Annotated in this window: 21 protein-coding genes; 5 read left to right on the top strand and 16 right to left on the bottom strand. The window is 69.7% G+C overall.

The features are described 5' to 3' along the window. Positions 1–40: 40 nt before the first annotated feature. Positions 41–1,234 carry a 3-hydroxyacyl-CoA dehydrogenase NAD-binding domain-containing protein gene (locus ASF38_RS13875; RefSeq protein WP_056576720.1) on the bottom strand — a complete coding sequence of 398 codons (1,194 nt, stop codon included), beginning with the start codon at positions 1,232–1,234 and terminating at the stop codon, positions 41–43. Positions 1,235–1,316: 82 nt separating this feature from the next. Between ASF38_RS13875 and ASF38_RS13870 the strand changes: the two genes are divergently transcribed. Together ASF38_RS13870 and nucS are read left to right on the top strand one after the other, a co-directional pair. Continuing rightward, entirely contained in the window at positions 1,317–1,712 is a 396-nt protein-coding gene (locus ASF38_RS13870; RefSeq protein ID WP_056576717.1) for a lipocalin family protein, read from the top strand. Further along, on the top strand, positions 1,712–2,389 hold the full coding sequence (gene nucS / locus ASF38_RS13865) for an endonuclease NucS (protein ID WP_055967019.1): 678 nt from the start codon (positions 1,712–1,714) through the stop codon (positions 2,387–2,389). The genes ASF38_RS13870 and nucS overlap by 1 nt, the downstream gene beginning before the upstream one ends. A 139-nt stretch (positions 2,390–2,528) precedes the next feature. Here nucS and ASF38_RS18495 read toward each other — a convergent pair whose 3' ends face one another. Together ASF38_RS18495 and ASF38_RS13855 are read right to left on the bottom strand one after the other, a co-directional pair. After that, a complete protein-coding gene (locus ASF38_RS18495; protein ID WP_200914533.1) occupies positions 2,529–2,963 on the bottom strand; it encodes an SSI family serine proteinase inhibitor in 435 nt (144 codons plus the stop codon). Then, the gene (locus ASF38_RS13855) at positions 2,956–3,480 is read right to left on the bottom strand and encodes a ferritin (RefSeq protein WP_055967017.1); all 525 of its coding nucleotides are present in this window, start codon (positions 3,478–3,480) and stop codon (positions 2,956–2,958) included. Before ASF38_RS13855 ends, ASF38_RS18495 begins: the two co-directional genes overlap by 8 nt. A 55-nt stretch (positions 3,481–3,535) precedes the next feature. On the opposite strand from ASF38_RS13855, the gene ASF38_RS13850 reads away from it, so the two are divergent. After that, positions 3,536–3,835: a hypothetical protein gene (locus ASF38_RS13850; protein ID WP_156366929.1), complete on the top strand. Its 300-nt coding sequence runs from the start codon at positions 3,536–3,538 to the stop codon at positions 3,833–3,835. A 60-nt stretch (positions 3,836–3,895) separates the two neighbouring features. Further along, positions 3,896–4,669: an isocitrate lyase/phosphoenolpyruvate mutase family protein gene (locus ASF38_RS13845; protein WP_056553954.1), complete on the top strand. Its 774-nt coding sequence runs from the start codon at positions 3,896–3,898 to the stop codon at positions 4,667–4,669. A 54-nt stretch (positions 4,670–4,723) separates the two neighbouring features. Here ASF38_RS13845 and ASF38_RS13840 read toward each other — a convergent pair whose 3' ends face one another. Next, complete coding sequence (locus tag ASF38_RS13840) at positions 4,724–6,715, bottom strand: protein meaA (protein WP_055967008.1); 1,992 nt, start codon at positions 6,713–6,715, stop codon at positions 4,724–4,726. 106 nt (positions 6,716–6,821) lie between these two features. On the opposite strand from ASF38_RS13840, the gene ASF38_RS13835 reads away from it, so the two are divergent. Further along, positions 6,822–7,394 carry a cob(I)yrinic acid a,c-diamide adenosyltransferase gene (locus ASF38_RS13835; RefSeq protein ID WP_055967005.1) on the top strand — a complete coding sequence of 191 codons (573 nt, stop codon included), beginning with the start codon at positions 6,822–6,824 and terminating at the stop codon, positions 7,392–7,394. Positions 7,395–7,602: 208 nt separating this feature from the next. Here ASF38_RS13835 and ASF38_RS17645 read toward each other — a convergent pair whose 3' ends face one another. The 12 genes from ASF38_RS17645 to ASF38_RS19420 form a co-directional block, all read right to left on the bottom strand. Continuing rightward, positions 7,603–7,776: a hypothetical protein gene (locus tag ASF38_RS17645; RefSeq protein ID WP_156368016.1), complete on the bottom strand. Its 174-nt coding sequence runs from the start codon at positions 7,774–7,776 to the stop codon at positions 7,603–7,605. A 155-nt stretch (positions 7,777–7,931) separates the two neighbouring features. Beyond that, entirely contained in the window at positions 7,932–8,378 is a 447-nt protein-coding gene (locus ASF38_RS13830) for a DUF2550 domain-containing protein (RefSeq protein WP_055967002.1), read from the bottom strand. Positions 8,379–8,413: 35 nt separating this feature from the next. Continuing rightward, positions 8,414–8,788: a F0F1 ATP synthase subunit epsilon gene (locus tag ASF38_RS13825; protein WP_055966999.1), complete on the bottom strand. Its 375-nt coding sequence runs from the start codon at positions 8,786–8,788 to the stop codon at positions 8,414–8,416. Next, positions 8,788–10,230 carry a F0F1 ATP synthase subunit beta gene (gene atpD, locus ASF38_RS13820; RefSeq protein ID WP_055966996.1) on the bottom strand — a complete coding sequence of 481 codons (1,443 nt, stop codon included), beginning with the start codon at positions 10,228–10,230 and terminating at the stop codon, positions 8,788–8,790. The genes ASF38_RS13825 and atpD overlap by 1 nt, the downstream gene beginning before the upstream one ends. A gap of 7 nt (positions 10,231–10,237) precedes the next feature. Then, positions 10,238–11,170, bottom strand: coding sequence for a F0F1 ATP synthase subunit gamma (locus ASF38_RS13815; protein ID WP_056576714.1), 933 nt, complete (start codon positions 11,168–11,170; stop codon positions 10,238–10,240). Between the two features lie 5 nt (positions 11,171–11,175). Beyond that, positions 11,176–12,816, bottom strand: coding sequence for a F0F1 ATP synthase subunit alpha (atpA, locus tag ASF38_RS13810; protein ID WP_056576711.1), 1,641 nt, complete (start codon positions 12,814–12,816; stop codon positions 11,176–11,178). A 59-nt stretch (positions 12,817–12,875) separates the two neighbouring features. Then, complete coding sequence (locus ASF38_RS13805; RefSeq protein WP_055966988.1) at positions 12,876–13,676, bottom strand: F0F1 ATP synthase subunit delta; 801 nt, start codon at positions 13,674–13,676, stop codon at positions 12,876–12,878. Further along, complete coding sequence (locus tag ASF38_RS13800) at positions 13,676–14,215, bottom strand: F0F1 ATP synthase subunit B (RefSeq protein ID WP_055966985.1); 540 nt, start codon at positions 14,213–14,215, stop codon at positions 13,676–13,678. The genes ASF38_RS13805 and ASF38_RS13800 overlap by 1 nt, the downstream gene beginning before the upstream one ends. Before the next feature lie 22 nt (positions 14,216–14,237). Continuing rightward, the gene (locus tag ASF38_RS13795; protein WP_055966982.1) at positions 14,238–14,450 is read right to left on the bottom strand and encodes an ATP synthase F0 subunit C; all 213 of its coding nucleotides are present in this window, start codon (positions 14,448–14,450) and stop codon (positions 14,238–14,240) included. A gap of 77 nt (positions 14,451–14,527) precedes the next feature. Continuing rightward, the gene (gene atpB, locus ASF38_RS13790; protein WP_082480769.1) at positions 14,528–15,334 is read right to left on the bottom strand and encodes a F0F1 ATP synthase subunit A; all 807 of its coding nucleotides are present in this window, start codon (positions 15,332–15,334) and stop codon (positions 14,528–14,530) included. A gap of 137 nt (positions 15,335–15,471) precedes the next feature. Next, positions 15,472–15,867, bottom strand: coding sequence for a hypothetical protein (locus ASF38_RS13785; RefSeq protein ID WP_156366928.1), 396 nt, complete (start codon positions 15,865–15,867; stop codon positions 15,472–15,474). A gap of 38 nt (positions 15,868–15,905) precedes the next feature. Further along, positions 15,906–16,587: MraY family glycosyltransferase (locus tag ASF38_RS19420; RefSeq protein ID WP_235497733.1), on the bottom strand; the 682-nt coding region annotated here is incomplete at its 5' end.

The raw sequence follows: 16,587 nt of genomic DNA, 5'->3' as shown, positions 1-16,587 counted from the left end.
GCCCGGGTTACCCCGGGCGCCCTCCTCTCGTCGGATCGGTTCAGTAGGTGTGGAAGCCCTCGCCGGTCTTGCGGCCGAGCTTGCCCTCGGCGACCAGGCGCTCCAGGGTCGGCGCGGGCGTCCAGCCCTCGTGACCGAAGGTGGACACCAGCGTCTGCTGGATCGCCAGCGAGACGTCGTTGCCGACCACGTCGAGCAGCTCGAACGGACCCATGGGGAGCTTGGTCCCCTTGAGCGCGGTGTCGATCTCCTCGAGCGAGGCCTCACCGGACTCGTGCAGCGTCACGGCGTCGTTGAGGTAGGGGAACAGCAGCGCGTTCACGATGAACCCGGCGCGATCACCGCAGGAGACCGGGTGCTTGCCGACGTCGAGGCACAGGGCCTTGACGGTCTCGGCGACCTCGGGCGAGGTCGAGTCCGCGGAGACGACCTCGACGAGCTTCATGACCGGGGCGGGGTTGAAGAAGTGCATGCCCACGACGTCCTGCGGACGCGAGGTGGCCTCGGCGCACGACGCGATGGAGAGCGACGACGTGGTGGTCGCGAGGATCGCCCCGGGCTTGGTGATGCGGTCGAGGTCGCCGAAGAGCTCGAGCTTCACGTCGAGGTCCTCGGCGATGGCCTCCACCACGATGTCGACGTCGTCGAGCGCGTGCCGGTCCGTCGCGGCGGTCAGCCGACCGATGACGTCGGACTTCTCGTCCTCGGTGAGCCGTCCCTTGGCGATCGCCCGGTCGAGGTTCTTCTCGATCCGGGCCTGGACGGCGGCGACCTTGTCGTCGGAGCGACCGACGAAGACCACGTCGTGCCCGGCCTTGGCGAAGACCTCGACGATGCCGGAGGCCATGGTGCCCGTGCCGACGACACCGACCTTGGCGACCGGGTGGTGCTTCTGGGGGGCCGCGTCGGCGCCCGCGTCGGCGGCGGCCTCGAACGTCTCGGAGGACTCGGCGAGCTTCACCAGCACGGGAGCCGGCTCGTGGAGCGGGTCACCGGTGCCGGCGTGCTGGGCGCGCAGGCCCTCGACCACGGTGGCGGCACCGAGGGCGTCGACCAGGGCCAGCGGGCCGATCGGGTAGCCGCAGCCGAAGCGCATCGAGGCGTCGATGTCGTCCTTGGTGGCGTAGCCGCTCTCGTACATGGTGGCGGCGTGGTTGAGGTACGGGTACACCAGCGTCCGGGCGATCTCGGCGCCGCGGTCGTCGGCCGTGAGACGGTCCACGATCTCCTGCATGCCTACTCCTAGGTAACTTCGGGGTCGTGACACACTAGCGTCCGATCCGCACCAACGGGAGGGCTGTCACATGAATCGTCGTATGAGCCTGGCCACGGGCATCGCCGCCCTCGCGCTGAGCACCCTCGCCGCCTGCGGGTCCGACGACGGACCGGGGACCCCCGACGGCTCCTCGCCGTCCCCGTCGACCTCCGCCTCCGCGTCCGAGTCCCCCACGGCGGCCGAGCCCACCGACGATCCGGCCGACGCGGCCGACCTCGCCGGCACGTGGCGCGACGACGAGGCCGACTGGACGGTGACCTTCAAGGCCGACGGCACGTTCTCCGAGGACTTCCAGGGCGTGCCGGAGTTCCGGACGGGTGACTACGAGGTCGCCGACGGCGTCGTGACGCTGCAGGGTGGCGACGGCAACGACGACGAGGGCACCATCAAGGACGGCACGCTGGTGTTCAAGCTCGGGACGTTGGTGCGTCAGTAGTGCGTCTGGTCGTCGCACGCTGCCAGGTCGACTACGCCGGGCGGCTCACCGCACATCTGCCCATGGCCACCCGGGTCATCATGGTCAAGGCCGACGGCTCGGTGCTCGTGCACTCCGACGGTGGCTCCTACAAGCCGTTGAACTGGATGAGCCCGCCCTGCAGCCTCAAGGAGGGCACCGCCGACGACGGTCGCCTCGAGTGGGTCGTGCAGGCCGGCAAGACCGACGACACGCTGCGCATCCTCATCGACGAGGTCGTGTCCGACTCCAGCCACGACCTGGGCGTCGACCCCGGCCTGCGCAAGGACGGCGTCGAGAAGCACCTGCAGGAGCTCCTGGCCGAGCACACGAGCACCTTCGGCGTCGGCATGTCGCTCGTGCGCCGTGAGTTCATGACCGCGATCGGACCGGTCGACCTGCTGTGCCGCGACGACGCCGGCGCCGCCGTGGCCGTCGAGATCAAGCGGCGCGGCGACATCGACGGCGTCGAGCAGCTCACCCGCTACCTCGAGCTGATGAACCGCGACCCGAAGCTGCGCCCCGTGCGCGGCATCTTCGCCGCCCAGGAGATCAAGCCCCAGGCCCGCGTGCTCGCCGAGGACCGAGGCATCGAGTGCGTCGTCGTCGACTACGACGCCCTCCGCGGCATCGACGACCCCTCCCTGCGCCTGTTCTGAACGCTCCCACCGTGTGGGGCTCGGCCAGCGACGCCAGCATGGGCCGAGCGAGCGCCAGCGAGTGACGGCAGGCGCCCGGGCAGAGCCCGGCAGCCGTGAGGAACGAACGGCTGGAGCGGCGAGGAACGAGCCGCGCGCCTCATTGAAGGGGGACGTCGAAGAAGGTGGTGCCGAGGGTCTCCCAGCGGTCGACCTCGCAGCCGTTCTCGCGGGTGAAGGTGGCATCGACGTCGGCGCCGTCGACCGTGCCCTTCACCGTGGCGGTCTGGGGGCCGCCGTAGATCATCGTGCAGACCTGGTCGGCCGGCACGGGCTCGAGGACGTCCGCCCCGGCCGACGCGAGCGCGGCGCAGGCCTCCTGGGCCTGGGGGTGGTCGCCACCCACCGGGTCGCACTCGAGGGTCATGACGTTCGGCTCGGCGTCGGCCTCGGTGCGCACCTCGATGGTGATCGACGTGGCCGCGACCGAGCCGCCGCCGGCCTCGGCGTCCGTACCGGGCTCGTCGTCGGAGTCCAGGCCGCAACCGACCAGGAGTGCCCCGACGAGGGCGAGGAGCGGCAGGGCCCTACGCACCGGCGATCCTGGGCGCCGTCGGGTCGGAGGACTCCCCCGTGTCCTCGCGGGCGACCCAGTCCTCGATGCGGTCGACGTCGTCCTTCGCCCGCGTGACCACGGCCAGCAGGTCCCCCATCTTGGCGACCTCCTCCACCTGCTCCCGGATGAACCACTGCATGAACTGCTCCGACGCGAAGTCGCCGTCGGCCCTCGCGATCCGGGTCAGCTCGTTGACCTGCTCGGTGACCTTCTTCTCCTGCTCGAGCGCAGCGCGGACCGGCTCCACGACGTCGCCGAACTCTCCGACCGGCGCAGGCAGGGCAGGGATGTGCGGCGTCTCGCCGGCGTCCAGCAGGTACTGCACCATCATCATGGCGTGGTCGCGCTCCTCGGCCGCCTGGTCGTAGAAGAGCGCCGCCATCCGCGGCATCGTCTGGGCGTCGTAGAACGCCGCGATCGCCACGTACTGCTGGTGCGCCCCGAACTCGTGCCCCAGCTGCTCGTTGAGCTTCTCCACGAACGCCTGTGACGTCATCGTCGTCCTCCATCGTCGCCGGGTGACCTCATGGGCCCGATGCTACGGTCTGCTCGTGTCCAAGGAGCCGAAGCGCAAGTGCTGCGTCAGCAAGAACCGCTGCAAGCGCTGCCCGATCCGGATGCTCAAGGAAGGCACCCTCCCCGACGGCTACGGCGTGAAGAAGAGGCGGCTCGTCCGCATCGGCGCCGACGGCACCGTCGTCCCGGTGGAGAAGAAGGACAAGAAGTCCAAGAAGGGCAAGAAGGGCAAGAAGTCCGGGTCGAAGAGCACGAAGTCCCAGGGCAAGAAGTCCGGCTCCAAGAACGCGAAGACGCCGGGCAAGAAGGCCAAGAAGCACGCCCTCGCCGCCTGAGTCCGTCCCGGGGCGAGATTCGTCTGGTGGGTCCCGACGTCGTGCCCTAGCGTCGGCGTCATGGACCTGAAGACACGCGCCCAGACGCTGCTCGACCTGCACACCGCCCCGGAGCTGCTCACCGTCGTGAACGTGTGGGACGCCATCACCGCCCGCATCGTCACCGAGGTCGAGGGCACCAAGGCCCTCGCCACGGCGAGCCACTCCATCGCCGCGTCGCACGGCTACGAGGACGGCGAGAACATCCCGGTCGACGAGATGATCGCCGCCGTCGGGCTCATCGTCGCGAACACGCACCTGCCGGTGACGGCCGACCTCGAGGCCGGCTACGGCGACCCCGGCGAGACCGCCCGCAAGGCGATCGGCGTGGGCGCGGTCGGTGCCAACCTCGAGGACCAGGTGAAGCCTCTGGCCGAGGCCGTGGCCGCGGTCGAGGCCGTCGTGAAGGCCGGTGAGGCCGAGGGCATCCCGTTCGTGCTGAACGCCCGCACCGACGTCGTCGCGAAGGCCGGCGACCGTCCGCACGACGAGGTCATCGCCGACGCGATCGAGCGCGGCAGGGCCTTCATCGAGGTCGGCGCGCCGATCGTCTTCGTCCCGGGCCCCCTCTCGGAGGACGACGTCAGCGCGTTCGTCGACGCCTGGGGCCCGCAGCGGCTCACCACCATCGGCTACCCGGGGTCCATCCCCCTCGCGCGCCAGCAGGAGCTCGGCGTCGCTCGCGTGTCGTACGGCCCGTTCACTCAGTCCGTCGCGCTCATGGCCCTGCAGGACCTGACCCGTGACATCCAGTCCGGCGGCGCGCTGCCCGAGGGCTTCCGCGTCCTCAACTGACCCACGGACGACGAAGGGCCCGGGACCGTGTGGTCCCGGGCCCTTCGCGCGCGGTCAGGCCTCGAGGCCCTTGGCCTTGCGGATCTCGTCGACGATGCGACCCATGATGTCGGTCATGCCGAAGTCCTTCGGGGTGAACACCGCGGCGACGCCGTCCGCCTCGAGACGACGACCGTCGGAGTCGGGGATGATGCCACCGACGATGAGGGGCACGTCGTCCATGCCGGCCTCGCGCATGCGCTGCTGCACGTCGGGCACGAGCTCCATGTGCGACCCCGACAGGATCGACAGACCCACCACGTGCACGTCCTCGGCCACGGCGGCGGAGACGATCTGCTCGGGAGTCAGCCGGATGCCCTGGTACACGACCTCGAAGCCGACGTCGCGGGCGCGGACGGCGATCTGCTCGGCCCCGTTGGAGTGGCCGTCCAGGCCCGGCTTGCCGACCAGGAAGCGCAGCCGGGTGCCGAGCTCGTCACCCGTGCGCTTGACCTTCTCGCGCACGGCGGTCAGCTCGGCGCCGGCCTCCGCCACGCCGACGGCGCCGGACACGCCGGTGGGTGCCCGGTACTCGCCGAACACCTCGCGCAGCGCACCCGACCACTCCCCCACGGTCGCACCGGCCCGCACGGCCGCGAGCGTCGCCTCCATCAGGTTCGTCTCGGTCTTGGCCTCGGACTGCAGCCTCTCGAGAGCCGCGTCGACGGCACCCTGGTCGCGCTGCTCGCGCCATGCCTGCACGTCGGCGACGGCGTTGGCCTCGGCCTGCGGGTCGGCCACCATGATGGCGCCGTCGAGGTCCGCGGTCAGGGGCGACGGCTCGGTCTCGACGTAGCTGTTGACGCCCACGACCTTCATCTCGCCGGACTCGATCTTCGAGCGGCGGGCGGCGTGCGAGGCGACCAGCTCGGACTTCATGTAGCCGGACTCGACGGCCGCCACGGCACCGCCCATGGCCTGCACGCGGTCGATCTCGGCCTGCGCACCCTCCACGAGCTCGGCCACCTTGGCCTCGATGACGTGCGAGCCCTCGAAGATGTCGTCGTACTCGAGGAGGTCGGACTCGAAGGCGAGGACCTGCTGGAGGCGCAGCGACCACTGCTGGTCCCACGGGCGGGGCAGGCCGAGCGCCTCGTTCCAGGCGGGCAGCTGCACCGCCCGGGCCCGGGCGTTCTTGCTGAGCGTGACGCCGAGCATCTCGAGCACGATGCGCTGCACGTTGTTCTCGGGCTGGGCCTCGGTGAGTCCCAGGGAGTTGACCTGCACGCCGTAGCGGAAGCGACGCATCTTGGGGTCGGTGACGCCGTAGCGGTCGCGGGTGATCTGCTCCCAGAGCTGCCCGAAGGCACGCATCTTGCAAGTCTCCTCGATGAAGCGGACACCGGCGTTGACGAAGAACGAGATGCGCCCGACGGTCTTCTCGAAGTCGGCGTCGTCGACCTGGCCGGAGTCCTTCACGGCGTCGAGCACCGCGATGGCGGTGCTCAGCGCGTAGGCGATCTCCTGCGTGGGCGTGGCGCCGGCCTCCTGCAGGTGGTAGCTGCAGATGTTGAGCGGGTTCCACTTGGGGATCGTGTTGACCGTGTAGGCGATCATGTCGGTCGTCAGCCGCAGCGACGGGGCAGGACCGAAGACGTAGGTCCCGCGCGACAGGTACTCCTTGATGATGTCGTTCTGGGTCGTCCCGGCGAGCGCCGACGGATCGACGCCCTGCTCCTCGGCGGCCACCTGGTACATGGCGAGCAGCCACATGGCGGTGGCGTTGATCGTCATGGAGGTGTTCATCTCGCCGAGCGGGATGTCCTGGAACAGCCGTCGCATCGATCCCAGGTGCGGGATCGGGACGCCGACCTTGCCCACCTCGCCGCGCGACAGCACGTGGTCGGGGTCGTAGCCGGTCTGGGTGGGCAGGTCGAAGGCCACCGAGAGCCCGGTCTGGCCCTTCGCCAGGTTCTTGCGGTACAGCGCGTTGGACTCGGCCGCCGAGCTGTGTCCGGCGTACGTGCGCATCACCCAGGGACGGTCGGGCGCAGACTTGTCAGGCATGCCGGTCAGGTTACCGCGCCGTAACGTGACGCGGCAGACTCTGTGAGCCACGCGACCCGCCTCAGGTGGCCCGGCCGTCCCGAGCGACACGCCCTAGGGTGAGGTCATGGTCAACCTGACACGGATCTACACCCGGACCGGCGACGACGGCACGACCAACCTGGTCGACTTCAGCCGCACCTCGAAGAACGACCTGCGGCTCGTGGCCTACGCCGACGTCGACGAGGCCAACAGCCAGCTGGGGCTCGCCCTGGCGTTCGACGAGCTGGACGACGAGGTGACCGCGGTCATCCGGCACGTGCAGAACGACCTGTTCGACGTCGGTGCCGACCTCGGCGCTCCGGTCGTGGAGAACCCCGAGCACCCGCCGTTGCGTGTCGAGCCCGACTACGTCGACCGGCTCGAGGGCTGGTGCGACCAGTACAACGACCGGCTCGAGAAGCTGCGCTCGTTCATCCTGCCCGGCGGCACCCGCTCGGCATCGGCCCTGCACGTCGCGCGCACGGTGACCCGGCGCGCCGAGCGATCCGCGTGGGCCGCGATCGAGGTGCACGGCGACACGATGAACCCGTTGACGGCCCGCTACCTGAACCGGCTGAGCGACCTGCTGTTCATCCTCGGTCGCTACGCGAACCGCGAGGCCGGCGACATCCTCTGGGTGCCCGGCGGCGAGCGCTAGCGAGCCTGCCCGACCGCACAGCGGCGAGCGCTAGCGAGCCTGCCCGACCGCACAGCGGCGAGCGCTAGCGAGCCCGCCCGACGGCACAGCGGCGAGCGCCAGCGAGCCCGCCCGACGGCACAGCGGCGAGCCCCAGCGAGCCCGTCGGAGACGCAGATCGCCGCCGTCCACGCGGGACGACGGCGATCCGGTCACGTGCTGGTGGGGGTCACTCCCAGTCGATGGCTCGCTGGGTGGTGACGGTGCCGCCGGACTTGACCTTGGTCACCTTCGTGACGGAGGACGTGGAGTCGACGTCAGCCTGGGCCGGCGACGACAGCGGCAGGAACGCGAGGGCCGACGCGAAGGTGGCGACGACGATGCGCTTGGTCATTCGGTTCATGGGGCTACCTGTTCCATCGGGGGACCCGGTCGACCGGGCATGGTCCATCGGGACCATGGTCCCGTAGTCCTCGGGAGATCGTCAATCGAAACGCCGAAAACCGATCCACCTCGTTCTCGCACATGGTGGTCGCTGGCCCTGCGTGCGGGGAGGAGCTAGAGGACGGTGCTGACGCGCTGCCCGGGGGGCGAGGCCTCGAGCCAGGCCAGCAGCCCCGTCAGGGCCGCCGGGGTCAGGGCGAGCTGCTGCACCGGTGTCGGGTTGCGTGTGGTCACGACCACGTGCCCGTCGTGGACCGCGTGCACCTCACCGCCCACGGGGTCACGACGACCGTCGACGGCCATGGCGTCCCGCGAGAACCGGTACGCCGGACGCAGCCTCAACGAGAAGGTCCGGTACCACTCCAGCGTGCTTCCGCGGTACACCGCGAGGCCCAGGGTCCACCCCTGGGCCGACGCGCCGTCCCGCTTGTTGATGCTGAGGTCGAAGGCGCCCAGCGTGCGCGCCAGGTACCGACGGCGCAGCACGAGGACGGCCAGCAGGACGACGGTGAGGGCGATCGCGGCGAGGACGAGGTCCACGGCCCACAGCCACAGCGGCACCCCGCCCTCCCTCCTCCGGCAGACGGCCGAGAACCCTAGGCCAGCTCGATGCCGCGGAGCTTGGCCTCGGCGCGCTGGACGGCCGCGTCGTCGTCGTCGGACCGCGCCTGCTCCAGCTCGGCCTGCACCTGGTCGCGGTCGAGCTCGGACACCAGGTGGGTGTCCTCGCTCAGGATCGAGACGCGGTCGTCGGCGACGGACAGGAACCCGTCCTCGACGACCGCGACGACCGTCTCGCCGTCGGCCTTGATCTTGACCACGCCGGGCACGAGCACCGACAGCAGCGGCGCGTGCCCGACGAGGACACCGAGGTCACCCTCGACGGTGCGGGCGACGACCTCGTGGGCCTCCCCCGACCACACCACGCGGTCGGCGGCGACCAGCTCGACCTGGAGCGTCGTGTCCGCCATCAGGAGTTCTTCTGGATCTCGGCCCACTTCGCATCGACGTCGTCGAGACCGCCGCACATGAAGAAGGCCTGCTCGGCCACGTGGTCGTACTCACCGTCGCAGATCTTGGTGAAGGCGTCGATCGTCTCGTCGAGCGGGACGGTGGAGCCCTCGATGCCGGTGAACTGCTTGGCCACGTAGGTGTTCTGGCTGAGGAAGCGCTGGATGCGACGGGCGCGCGAGACGATCGTCTTGTCCTCCTCGCTCAGCTCGTCGACACCGAGGATGGCGATGATGTCCTGGAGCTCCTTGTTGCGCTGCAGGATGCCCTTGACCCGGTTGGCCGTCGTGTAGTGGTCGTCGGCGATGTAGCGCGGGTCCAGGATGCGCGAGGTGGACGTCAGCGGGTCGACCGCGGGGTAGATGCCCATGGAGGCGATCTCACGGTTGAGCTCGGTGGTGGCGTCCAGGTGCGCGAACGTGGTGGCCGGGGCCGGGTCGGTGTAGTCGTCTGCCGGCACGTAGATCGCCTGCAGCGACGTGATCGAGTGACCACGCGTGGAGGTGATGCGCTCCTGCAGCACGCCCATCTCGTCGGCCAGCGTCGGCTGGTAGCCCACGGCGGACGGCATGCGGCCGAGCAGCGTGGAGACCTCGGAGCCGGCCTGCGTGAACCGGAAGATGTTGTCGATGAACAGCAGCACGTCGCGGTTCTGGACGTCGCGGAAGTACTCCGCCATCGTCAGGGCCGACAGCGCCACGCGCAGACGCGCTCCGGGCGGCTCGTCCATCTGGCCGAAGACGAGGGCGACCTTGTCGAGGACGTCGGCCTCCTCCATCTCGGCGATGAGGTCGTTGCCCTCGCGGGTGCGCTCGCCGACTCCGGCGAACACCGACACGCCGTCGTGGTCCTTGGCCACACGGGCGATCATCTCCTGGATGAGCACCGTCTTGCCGACGCCGGCGCCGCCGAACAGGCCGATCTTGCCGCCGAGGACGTAGGGCGTCAGCAGGTCGATGACCTTGATGCCGGTCTGGAACATCTGCGTCTTGGACTCGAGCTGGTCGAACGCGGGGGCCTTGCGGTGGATGCCCCAGCGCTCTGCCGCCTCGAAGGTCTCGCCCTCGGGCATGTTCATGACCGCGCCGGTGGTGTTGAACACCCGGCCGAGCGTCTGGTCGCCGACCGGCACCGAGATCGGCTCGCCGGTGTCGGTGACGACGCTGCCGCGCACGACACCGTCGGTCGGGCGCAGGCTGATGGCGCGCACCAGGCCGTCACCGATGTGCTGGGCGACCTCGAGGGTGAGGGTCTCCTCGCTCCCGGGGATGCTGGTCTCCACGGTGAGCGCGTTGTAGATCTCCGGCATCGAGTCCGACGGGAACTCGATGTCGAGGACCGGGCCGATGACCCGCGCGACGCGACCGGTGGTCGTGGTCTTCTCTTCGGCAGTGGCAGTCATAGCTCTCTCACTCCTGACCAGCGGTGGCGTCGGCGAGCGCGTTGGCGCCGCCCACGATCTCGCTGATCTCCTGGGTAATGCCGGCCTGGCGGGCCTGGTTGGCAATGCGGGTGTACTTCTCGATGAGGTCCTGCGCGTTGTCGGTCGCGGACTTCATGGCCTTCTGGCGGGCGGCGAGCTCGGAGGCGGCCGCCTGCAGCTGGCAGTAGTAGATGCGGCTGTTGACGTACTTCGGCAGCAGCGCGTCGAGGACCTCGTGGGCCGAGGGCTCGAACTCGTACAGCGGCAGCAGGTCCGACTCCTCGGGAGCCTCCGTGCCCTCGACGACCTCGAGCGGGAGCAGACGGATGACGTCCGGCTCCTGCGTGAGCATCGACTTGAACCGCGTGAACACGATGTGCAGCTCGTCGACGGCGCGGGACGGGTCGACGGCCTCCTCGTCCGTCTCGTCCTGGGCGAACAGGCTCGTGAGCGCGTCGCCGATCTCGCGGGCGTTGGCGTACTCCGGCTTGTCGGAGTACCCGGTCCACGACGCGACGAACTCGCGCTGGCGGAAGGAGAAGTACGTCACGGCCTTGCGACCGGAGAGGTAGAAGTCGACCTCCTTGCCCTCGGACCGGAGCTTCTCGGTGAGCCGCTCCGCCTCCTTGAGGACGCTGGAGGAGTATGACCCCGCGAGGCCGCGGTCGCTCGTGATGACGAGCACCGCCGCCCGCGTGGGGTTCTCCTTCTCGGTGGTGAGCGGGTGGTCGACGTTGGAGAACGTCGCCACCGCCGACACCGCCCGGGTCAGCTCACGGGCGTACGGAGCCGCCGCCGCCGCGTGCTGCTGCGCCTTGATGATGCGCGAGGCGGCGATGAGCTCCATGGCGCGCGTGATCTTCTTGGTCGCCTGGGTCGACCTGATCTTCGCTCGTAGCTCTCGTACCGACGCTGCCATGTGGGTCAGCCCCGCTTCTGCTTGACGATCTGCTCCTGCTCGACGTCCTCGTCGTCCAGAGCGTCGAAGTCCTCGCGACCGACGGAGATGCGTCCGCCCTCGCTGGTCTCGAACTGCTCGAGGAACGACGTGTACGCCGACTCCAGGGAGGACGCCGTGTCGTCGTCGAACTTCGCCGTCTCGCGGATCGTGGTGAAGATGCCCTCGTGCGAGCGCTTCACGTAGTCGAGGAACTCCTCCTCGAAGCGGCTGATGTCCTCGACGGGGACCGGGTCGAGCTTGCCCTGGGTACCGGCCCAGAGCGAGACGACCTGCTGCTCCATCGGGAACGGGGCGTACTGACCCTGCTTGAACAGCTCCATGAGGCGCTGTCCGCGGGCGAGCTGGGCCTTGGACGCGGCGTCGAGGTCGGAGGCGAACATGGCGAACGCCTCCATGGCGCGGTACTGCGCCAGGTCGACCTTGAGCGAGCCCGTGACCGCCTTCATCGCCTTCGTCATGGCCGCACCACCGACGCGCGAGACGGAGATCCCGACGTCGACGGCGGGGCGCTGGTTGGCGTTGAACAGGTCCGACTGCAGGAAGATCTGGCCGTCGGTGATCGAGATGACGTTGGTCGGGATGTAGGCCGAGACGTCGTTCGCCTTGGTCTCGATGACCGGGAGACCCGTCATCGAGCCGGCGCCCAGCTCGTCGTTGAGCTTGGCGCAGCGCTCGAGCAGCCGGCTGTGGAGGTAGAAGACGTCTCCGGGGTAGGCCTCGCGGCCCGGCGGACGACGCAGCAGCAGCGAGACCGCACGGTAGGCCTCGGCCTGCTTGGAGAGGTCGTCGAAGATGATCAGGACGTGCTTGCCCTGGTACATCCAGTGCTGGCCGATGGCCGAGCCGGTGTACGGGGCGAGGTACTTGAAGCCGGCCGAGTCCGAGGCGGGGGCCGCGACGATCGTCGTGTACTCCAGCGCACCCGCGTCCTCGAGGGCGCCGCGGACGCCGGCGATGGTCGAGCCCTTCTGGCCGATGCCGACGTAGATGCAGCGGACCTGCTTGGTCGGGTCGCCGCTCTCCCAGAACTCCTTCTGGTTGATGATCGTGTCGATGGCGATCGCCGTCTTGCCGGTCTGGCGGTCACCGATGATCAGCTGGCGCTGGCCGCGACCGATGGGCGTGAGCGAGTCGATGGCCTTGATGCCGGTCATGAGCGGCTCGGAGACCGACTGACGCTGCACCACGTTGGGGGCCTGGAGCTCGAGGGCACGACGGCCGTCGGTCTCCACGTCGCCCAGACCGTCGATCGGCTGGCCGAGCGGGTCGACCACGCGGCCGAGGTAGCCGTCGCCGACGGGCACGGAGAGCACCTCGCCGGTGCGCTTGACCTTCTGGCCCTCCTCGATGCCGGAGAAGTCACCCAGGATGACGACACCGATCTCGCGGACGTCGAGGTTCAGCGCGAGGCCGAGCGTGCCGTCCTCGAACTCGAGCAGCTCGTTGGCCATGGCCGAGGGCAGACCCTCGATCCGTGCGATGCCGTCGCCGGCCTCGGCGACGATGCCGACCTCTTCGGTCTTGCTGGCGCTCGGGGAGTAGTCGGACACGAACTGCTGCAGCGCGTCGCGGATCTCCTCGGGACGGATGGAGAGTTCCGTCATGTCTTCTGCCTGCCTTCTGTGGGTCTGGTGGCTGGGTGGTGCCGGATGATCAGGGGACGTCAGCCGGCGAGCTGCCGGCGGGCGGCCTCGAGTCGGCTGGACATGGTTCCGTCGACGACCTCGCCCTCGACGGAGACGGCGATGCCTCCGACGACCGACGGGTCGACCACGATGTTGAGGTGGACGTCGCGTCCGTACTTGCCGGCCAGGGCGGCCGCGAGTCGGGAACGCTCGTCGTCGGACAGCTCGTAGGCCACGCGCACGACCGCGACGAGGCGGTCGCGACGCTGGGCCGCCACCTCTCCGAACGCGGTCAGGACCTTCTCGAACGACCCGGTGCGTGCCACGACCGCCTGCTGCGCGAGCTCGAGGGTCTCGGTCGAGACCTTGCCCTCGAAGATCGAGGCCAGCAGGGACGCCTTGGCCTTGGCCGGGACCGAGCGATCGGCCACGACGCCACGGAGCTCGACGTCGCCGGCGACCGTGCGGCCGAGCTCGAACAGCTCGGTCTCGACCCGCTCGAGGTCACCAGCGGCGTCGGCACGCCCGACCAGGGCGGCCGCACCGGCGGTCTCGAGGGCGTCGGCCAGGTCGCGCCCGGCGTTCCAGCGCGACGCCGCCGCGGCCTTGACCACGTCGAGGGTCGCGCCGTCGACCTGCGAGCCGAGCACGGTGGCCGCGAGGCCTGCCTTGGCCTCGGGCTCGGTCGACGGGTCCGTGAGCACGCGGCGCAGTGCCGGGTTGGCGTCGAGCAGCGCCACCACCCCGAAGAGCTGGCTGCCGAGCGCCGCCGAGGAACCCTGGGCCGACTCGACGGCCGACAGGACCTCGTGCTGGGACCTCGCGGAGATGCCTCGCATCAGTTGGCCGACCCCTCCAGCTCCGTGATGAAGCGCTCGACGGTGCGACGCTGACGCGCCTCGTCCTCGAGCGACTCACCGACGATGCGTCCGGCGAGGTCCGTGGCGAGCGAGCCCACCTCGGCCTTCAGCTGGGCGAGGGCCTGCGACCGCTCGGCCTCGACCTGCGCGTGCGCCGTGGCCGTGATGCGGGCGGCCTCGTCCTGGGCCTGGGCCCGGAGCTCGGCGATGATCTGCGCGCCCTGCTCCTTGGCCTCCTCGCGGATCCGCGAGGCCTCGTGCCGGGCGTCGGCCAGCTGGGCGTTGTACTTCTCGAGCGCGGCCTGCGCCTCCTTCTGGGCAGATTTGGCCTCCTCGATCCCGCCCTCGATGGCGGCGGTCCGCTCGGCGAACGCCTGCTCGAAGTTGGGCACGACGAACTTGCGGACCAGCAGGAAGAGGATGCCCAGGACGACGAGGCCCAGGACGATCTCGGGCAGCTCGGGGACGAGCGGGTTGTGCTCCTCGCCCTCTGCTGCGGCGACCAGGATCGCGCTCATGGTGAATCTCCCTTAGCGAGGATCAGTTGTAGCCGAAGACGAAGGCCAGGGCCAGCGCGATGATGAAGAACTGCTCAGCGAGGACGAAGCCGAAGATCGCGATGCCCTGGAGCTTGCCCTGCGCCTCGGGCTGACGGGCGACGCCCGTGACGTAGGCGGCGAAGATCAGGCCGACGGCGATGGCCGGGCCGACAGCGGCCAGTCCGAGGCCGACGGTGGCGATGGAACCAGTCATGACGGTTCTTTCCTTTCGTGGTGACGCAGGAGGCGTCGGGTGCGGGTCGAGAGGTGGTCAGGTGGTACCGAGCGAGCTCAGTGCTCGTCGGCGATCGCGCTGCCGATGTACATCGCGGTCAGCAGCGTGAAGACGTAGGCCTGCAGGAACATGATCAGCATGTCGAGGAAGCTGACCCCGATGCCGAGCAGGAAGGACACGATCCCCGCGGGGATGCCGATGGCGGCGTTCGCGTAGTCGGTCACCAGGTACGCGGCGCCGAGCGAGAACAGCAGGATCAGCAGGTGCCCCGCGAACATGGTCGCGAAGAGTCGCAGCGCGAGCGTGAACGGTCGCACGATGATGTTGGAGAGGAACTCCAGCGGCACCAGGGCCAGCAGGATGGGGCCCTTGGCCCCGGCCGGCACGGTCTGGTGCTTGAGGTAGCCGAAGAAGCCGTGCCTGCCGATGCCCGCGACGTTGTAGATCAGCCAGGTCACGAGGGCCAGGGCCACCGGGAAGCCGAACTTCGACATCGACGGGAACTGGATGACCGGGATCACGCCGTAGAAGTTGTTCACCAGCACGAACAGGAAGACCGTGAACAGGTACGGCACGTACTTCATGAAGTCCTGGCTGCCGATGTTGTCGCGGGCGATGCCGTTGCGGATGAAGCCGTAGACGTACTCGCCGGCGAACTGCAGTCGGCCGGGGACCACCGCGGCCTTGCGGCTCGTCGCATACGCGAAGCCGAAGACGATGACGATGGAGAAGACGAGGAAGAGCTCGGGCTTGTTGACCTCCCAGCCGCCGATCGTGAACGTCGGCGGGAGCAGGAAGCTCCCGGGGCCGGGCTGCGGCGGGCCGTCAGCGGCAGCCGCCAGGGCGGTCGAGGCGAGGGTCACTCGGTCACCTTTGTCTCATGGCGCGGTCGATTCCGACTGGGAAGTCGGCGATCCGGCATACGGCCAGCGTCATCGTTCACGTCGTGACCGACCGGGAACCGGCTGGGCTTCGACGCACTCGAGAGGCTACCAGGAGGTCACGGCGGGGTGTCGTCCAGGTCATACGTGAGGACTCGACGGCGGCGGAACGCCCGGACCTGCAGGGCCGTCCACACCAGGCTGCACACCACGGCGGACAGGCCGAAGGCACGGCGGTCGACGTGCTCGGCCACCCCACCGACGTCGAAGAGCAGCAGCAGCACCGCCATGGCGGCGAACGCCTTGACGAGGAAGAACAGCACCGCCGCGGGCAGGGCGAGCACCGGGCTCGAGCGCGCGACCGGGTTCATCACCAGCGGCGTGGAGCCGAGGAAGGCCACCACCACGATCCCGGCGAGGAGGGCGCCGAGCACCCCCGGCCACCCGTGGGTGGCGCCGGCGACCGTCGCGCACAGCAGCACGGCGACCACCATCGGGACCGCGACGGGGACCACCCGCCGGACGGTGGGCCGTGGGTCCGGAGCCGAGCCGCTCACGTGCGGTTCCACACGCGACCCTCGAACCGAGGCAGCACGAAGGCCGAGGCGGCCGTGAGCAGGGCGAGCACGACGAATCCGACGATCGACTGCCACCCGCTGAACAGGCTCACCACGACGCTGCCGAACGCCACGAGCCCGGCCGCCGCGTACATGAGCAGCACGGCACGGCGGTGCGAGTGGCCGATCTCGAGCAGCCGGTGGTGGATGTGCATCTTGTCCGGGCTGAACGGGGAGCGCCCGGCCCGGGTGCGGCGCACCACGGCGAGCGCCAGGTCGAGGAAGGGGACGAGCAGGATCGCGAACGGCAGGAACAGCGGCAGCAGGGCGGGCAGGAAGCTCGCCGCTCCCCCGCCCACGCCCTCGGAGAGGCTCGTGGCCGGGAACTGGCCCGTGAGGCTGATCGAGGAGCAGGCGAGCATGAAGCCGATGAGCATCGAGCCGGAGTCGCCGATGAACATCCGGGCCGGGAAGAAGTTGTGCGGCAGGATCCCGATGCACGCCCCGGCCAGCGCCGCGGTCAGGAGGGCGGCGGCGATGGCGCGCGTCTCGCCGTTGACCACGGCGAGCGAGAACGCGTACGAGAAGAACGCGACGGCGCCGATCGCGACCATGCCGGCAGCGAGGCCGTCGAGGCCGTCCACGAAGTTCACCGCGTTGGCCGTGGTGACGATCAGC

The sequence above is a fragment of the Aeromicrobium sp. Leaf272 genome (genome assembly GCF_001422865.1).
Classification (GTDB): Bacteria; Actinomycetota; Actinomycetes; order Propionibacteriales; family Nocardioidaceae; genus Aeromicrobium.
This window is presented reverse-complemented; position numbering and strand designations above follow the sequence as displayed.

What these genes read in the sequence shown, in the direction of transcription:
- atpA (WP_056576711.1), bottom strand. Translation starts at nt 12,816, where the DNA reads ATGACGGAACTCTCCATCCGTCCCGAGGAGATCCGCGACGCGCTGCAG.
- ASF38_RS13840 (WP_055967008.1), bottom strand. Translation starts at nt 6,715, where the DNA reads ATGCCTGACAAGTCTGCGCCCGACCGTCCCTGGGTGATGCGCACGTAC.
- ASF38_RS13825 (WP_055966999.1), bottom strand. Translation starts at nt 8,788, where the DNA reads ATGGCGGACACGACGCTCCAGGTCGAGCTGGTCGCCGCCGACCGCGTG.
- ASF38_RS13870 (WP_056576717.1), top strand. Translation starts at nt 1,317, where the DNA reads ATGAGCCTGGCCACGGGCATCGCCGCCCTCGCGCTGAGCACCCTCGCC.
- ASF38_RS13845 (WP_056553954.1), top strand. Translation starts at nt 3,896, where the DNA reads ATGGACCTGAAGACACGCGCCCAGACGCTGCTCGACCTGCACACCGCC.
- ASF38_RS13800 (WP_055966985.1), bottom strand. Translation starts at nt 14,215, where the DNA reads ATGAGCGCGATCCTGGTCGCCGCAGCAGAGGGCGAGGAGCACAACCCG.
- ASF38_RS13875 (WP_056576720.1), bottom strand. Translation starts at nt 1,234, where the DNA reads ATGCAGGAGATCGTGGACCGTCTCACGGCCGACGACCGCGGCGCCGAG.
- ASF38_RS13855 (WP_055967017.1), bottom strand. Translation starts at nt 3,480, where the DNA reads ATGACGTCACAGGCGTTCGTGGAGAAGCTCAACGAGCAGCTGGGGCAC.
- atpD (WP_055966996.1), bottom strand. Translation starts at nt 10,230, where the DNA reads ATGACTGCCACTGCCGAAGAGAAGACCACGACCACCGGTCGCGTCGCG.
- ASF38_RS17645 (WP_156368016.1), bottom strand. Translation starts at nt 7,776, where the DNA reads ATGAACCGAATGACCAAGCGCATCGTCGTCGCCACCTTCGCGTCGGCC.
- ASF38_RS13795 (WP_055966982.1), bottom strand. Translation starts at nt 14,450, where the DNA reads ATGACTGGTTCCATCGCCACCGTCGGCCTCGGACTGGCCGCTGTCGGC.
- ASF38_RS13815 (WP_056576714.1), bottom strand. Translation starts at nt 11,170, where the DNA reads ATGGCAGCGTCGGTACGAGAGCTACGAGCGAAGATCAGGTCGACCCAG.
- ASF38_RS13805 (WP_055966988.1), bottom strand. Translation starts at nt 13,676, where the DNA reads ATGCGAGGCATCTCCGCGAGGTCCCAGCACGAGGTCCTGTCGGCCGTC.
- ASF38_RS13835 (WP_055967005.1), top strand. Translation starts at nt 6,822, where the DNA reads ATGGTCAACCTGACACGGATCTACACCCGGACCGGCGACGACGGCACG.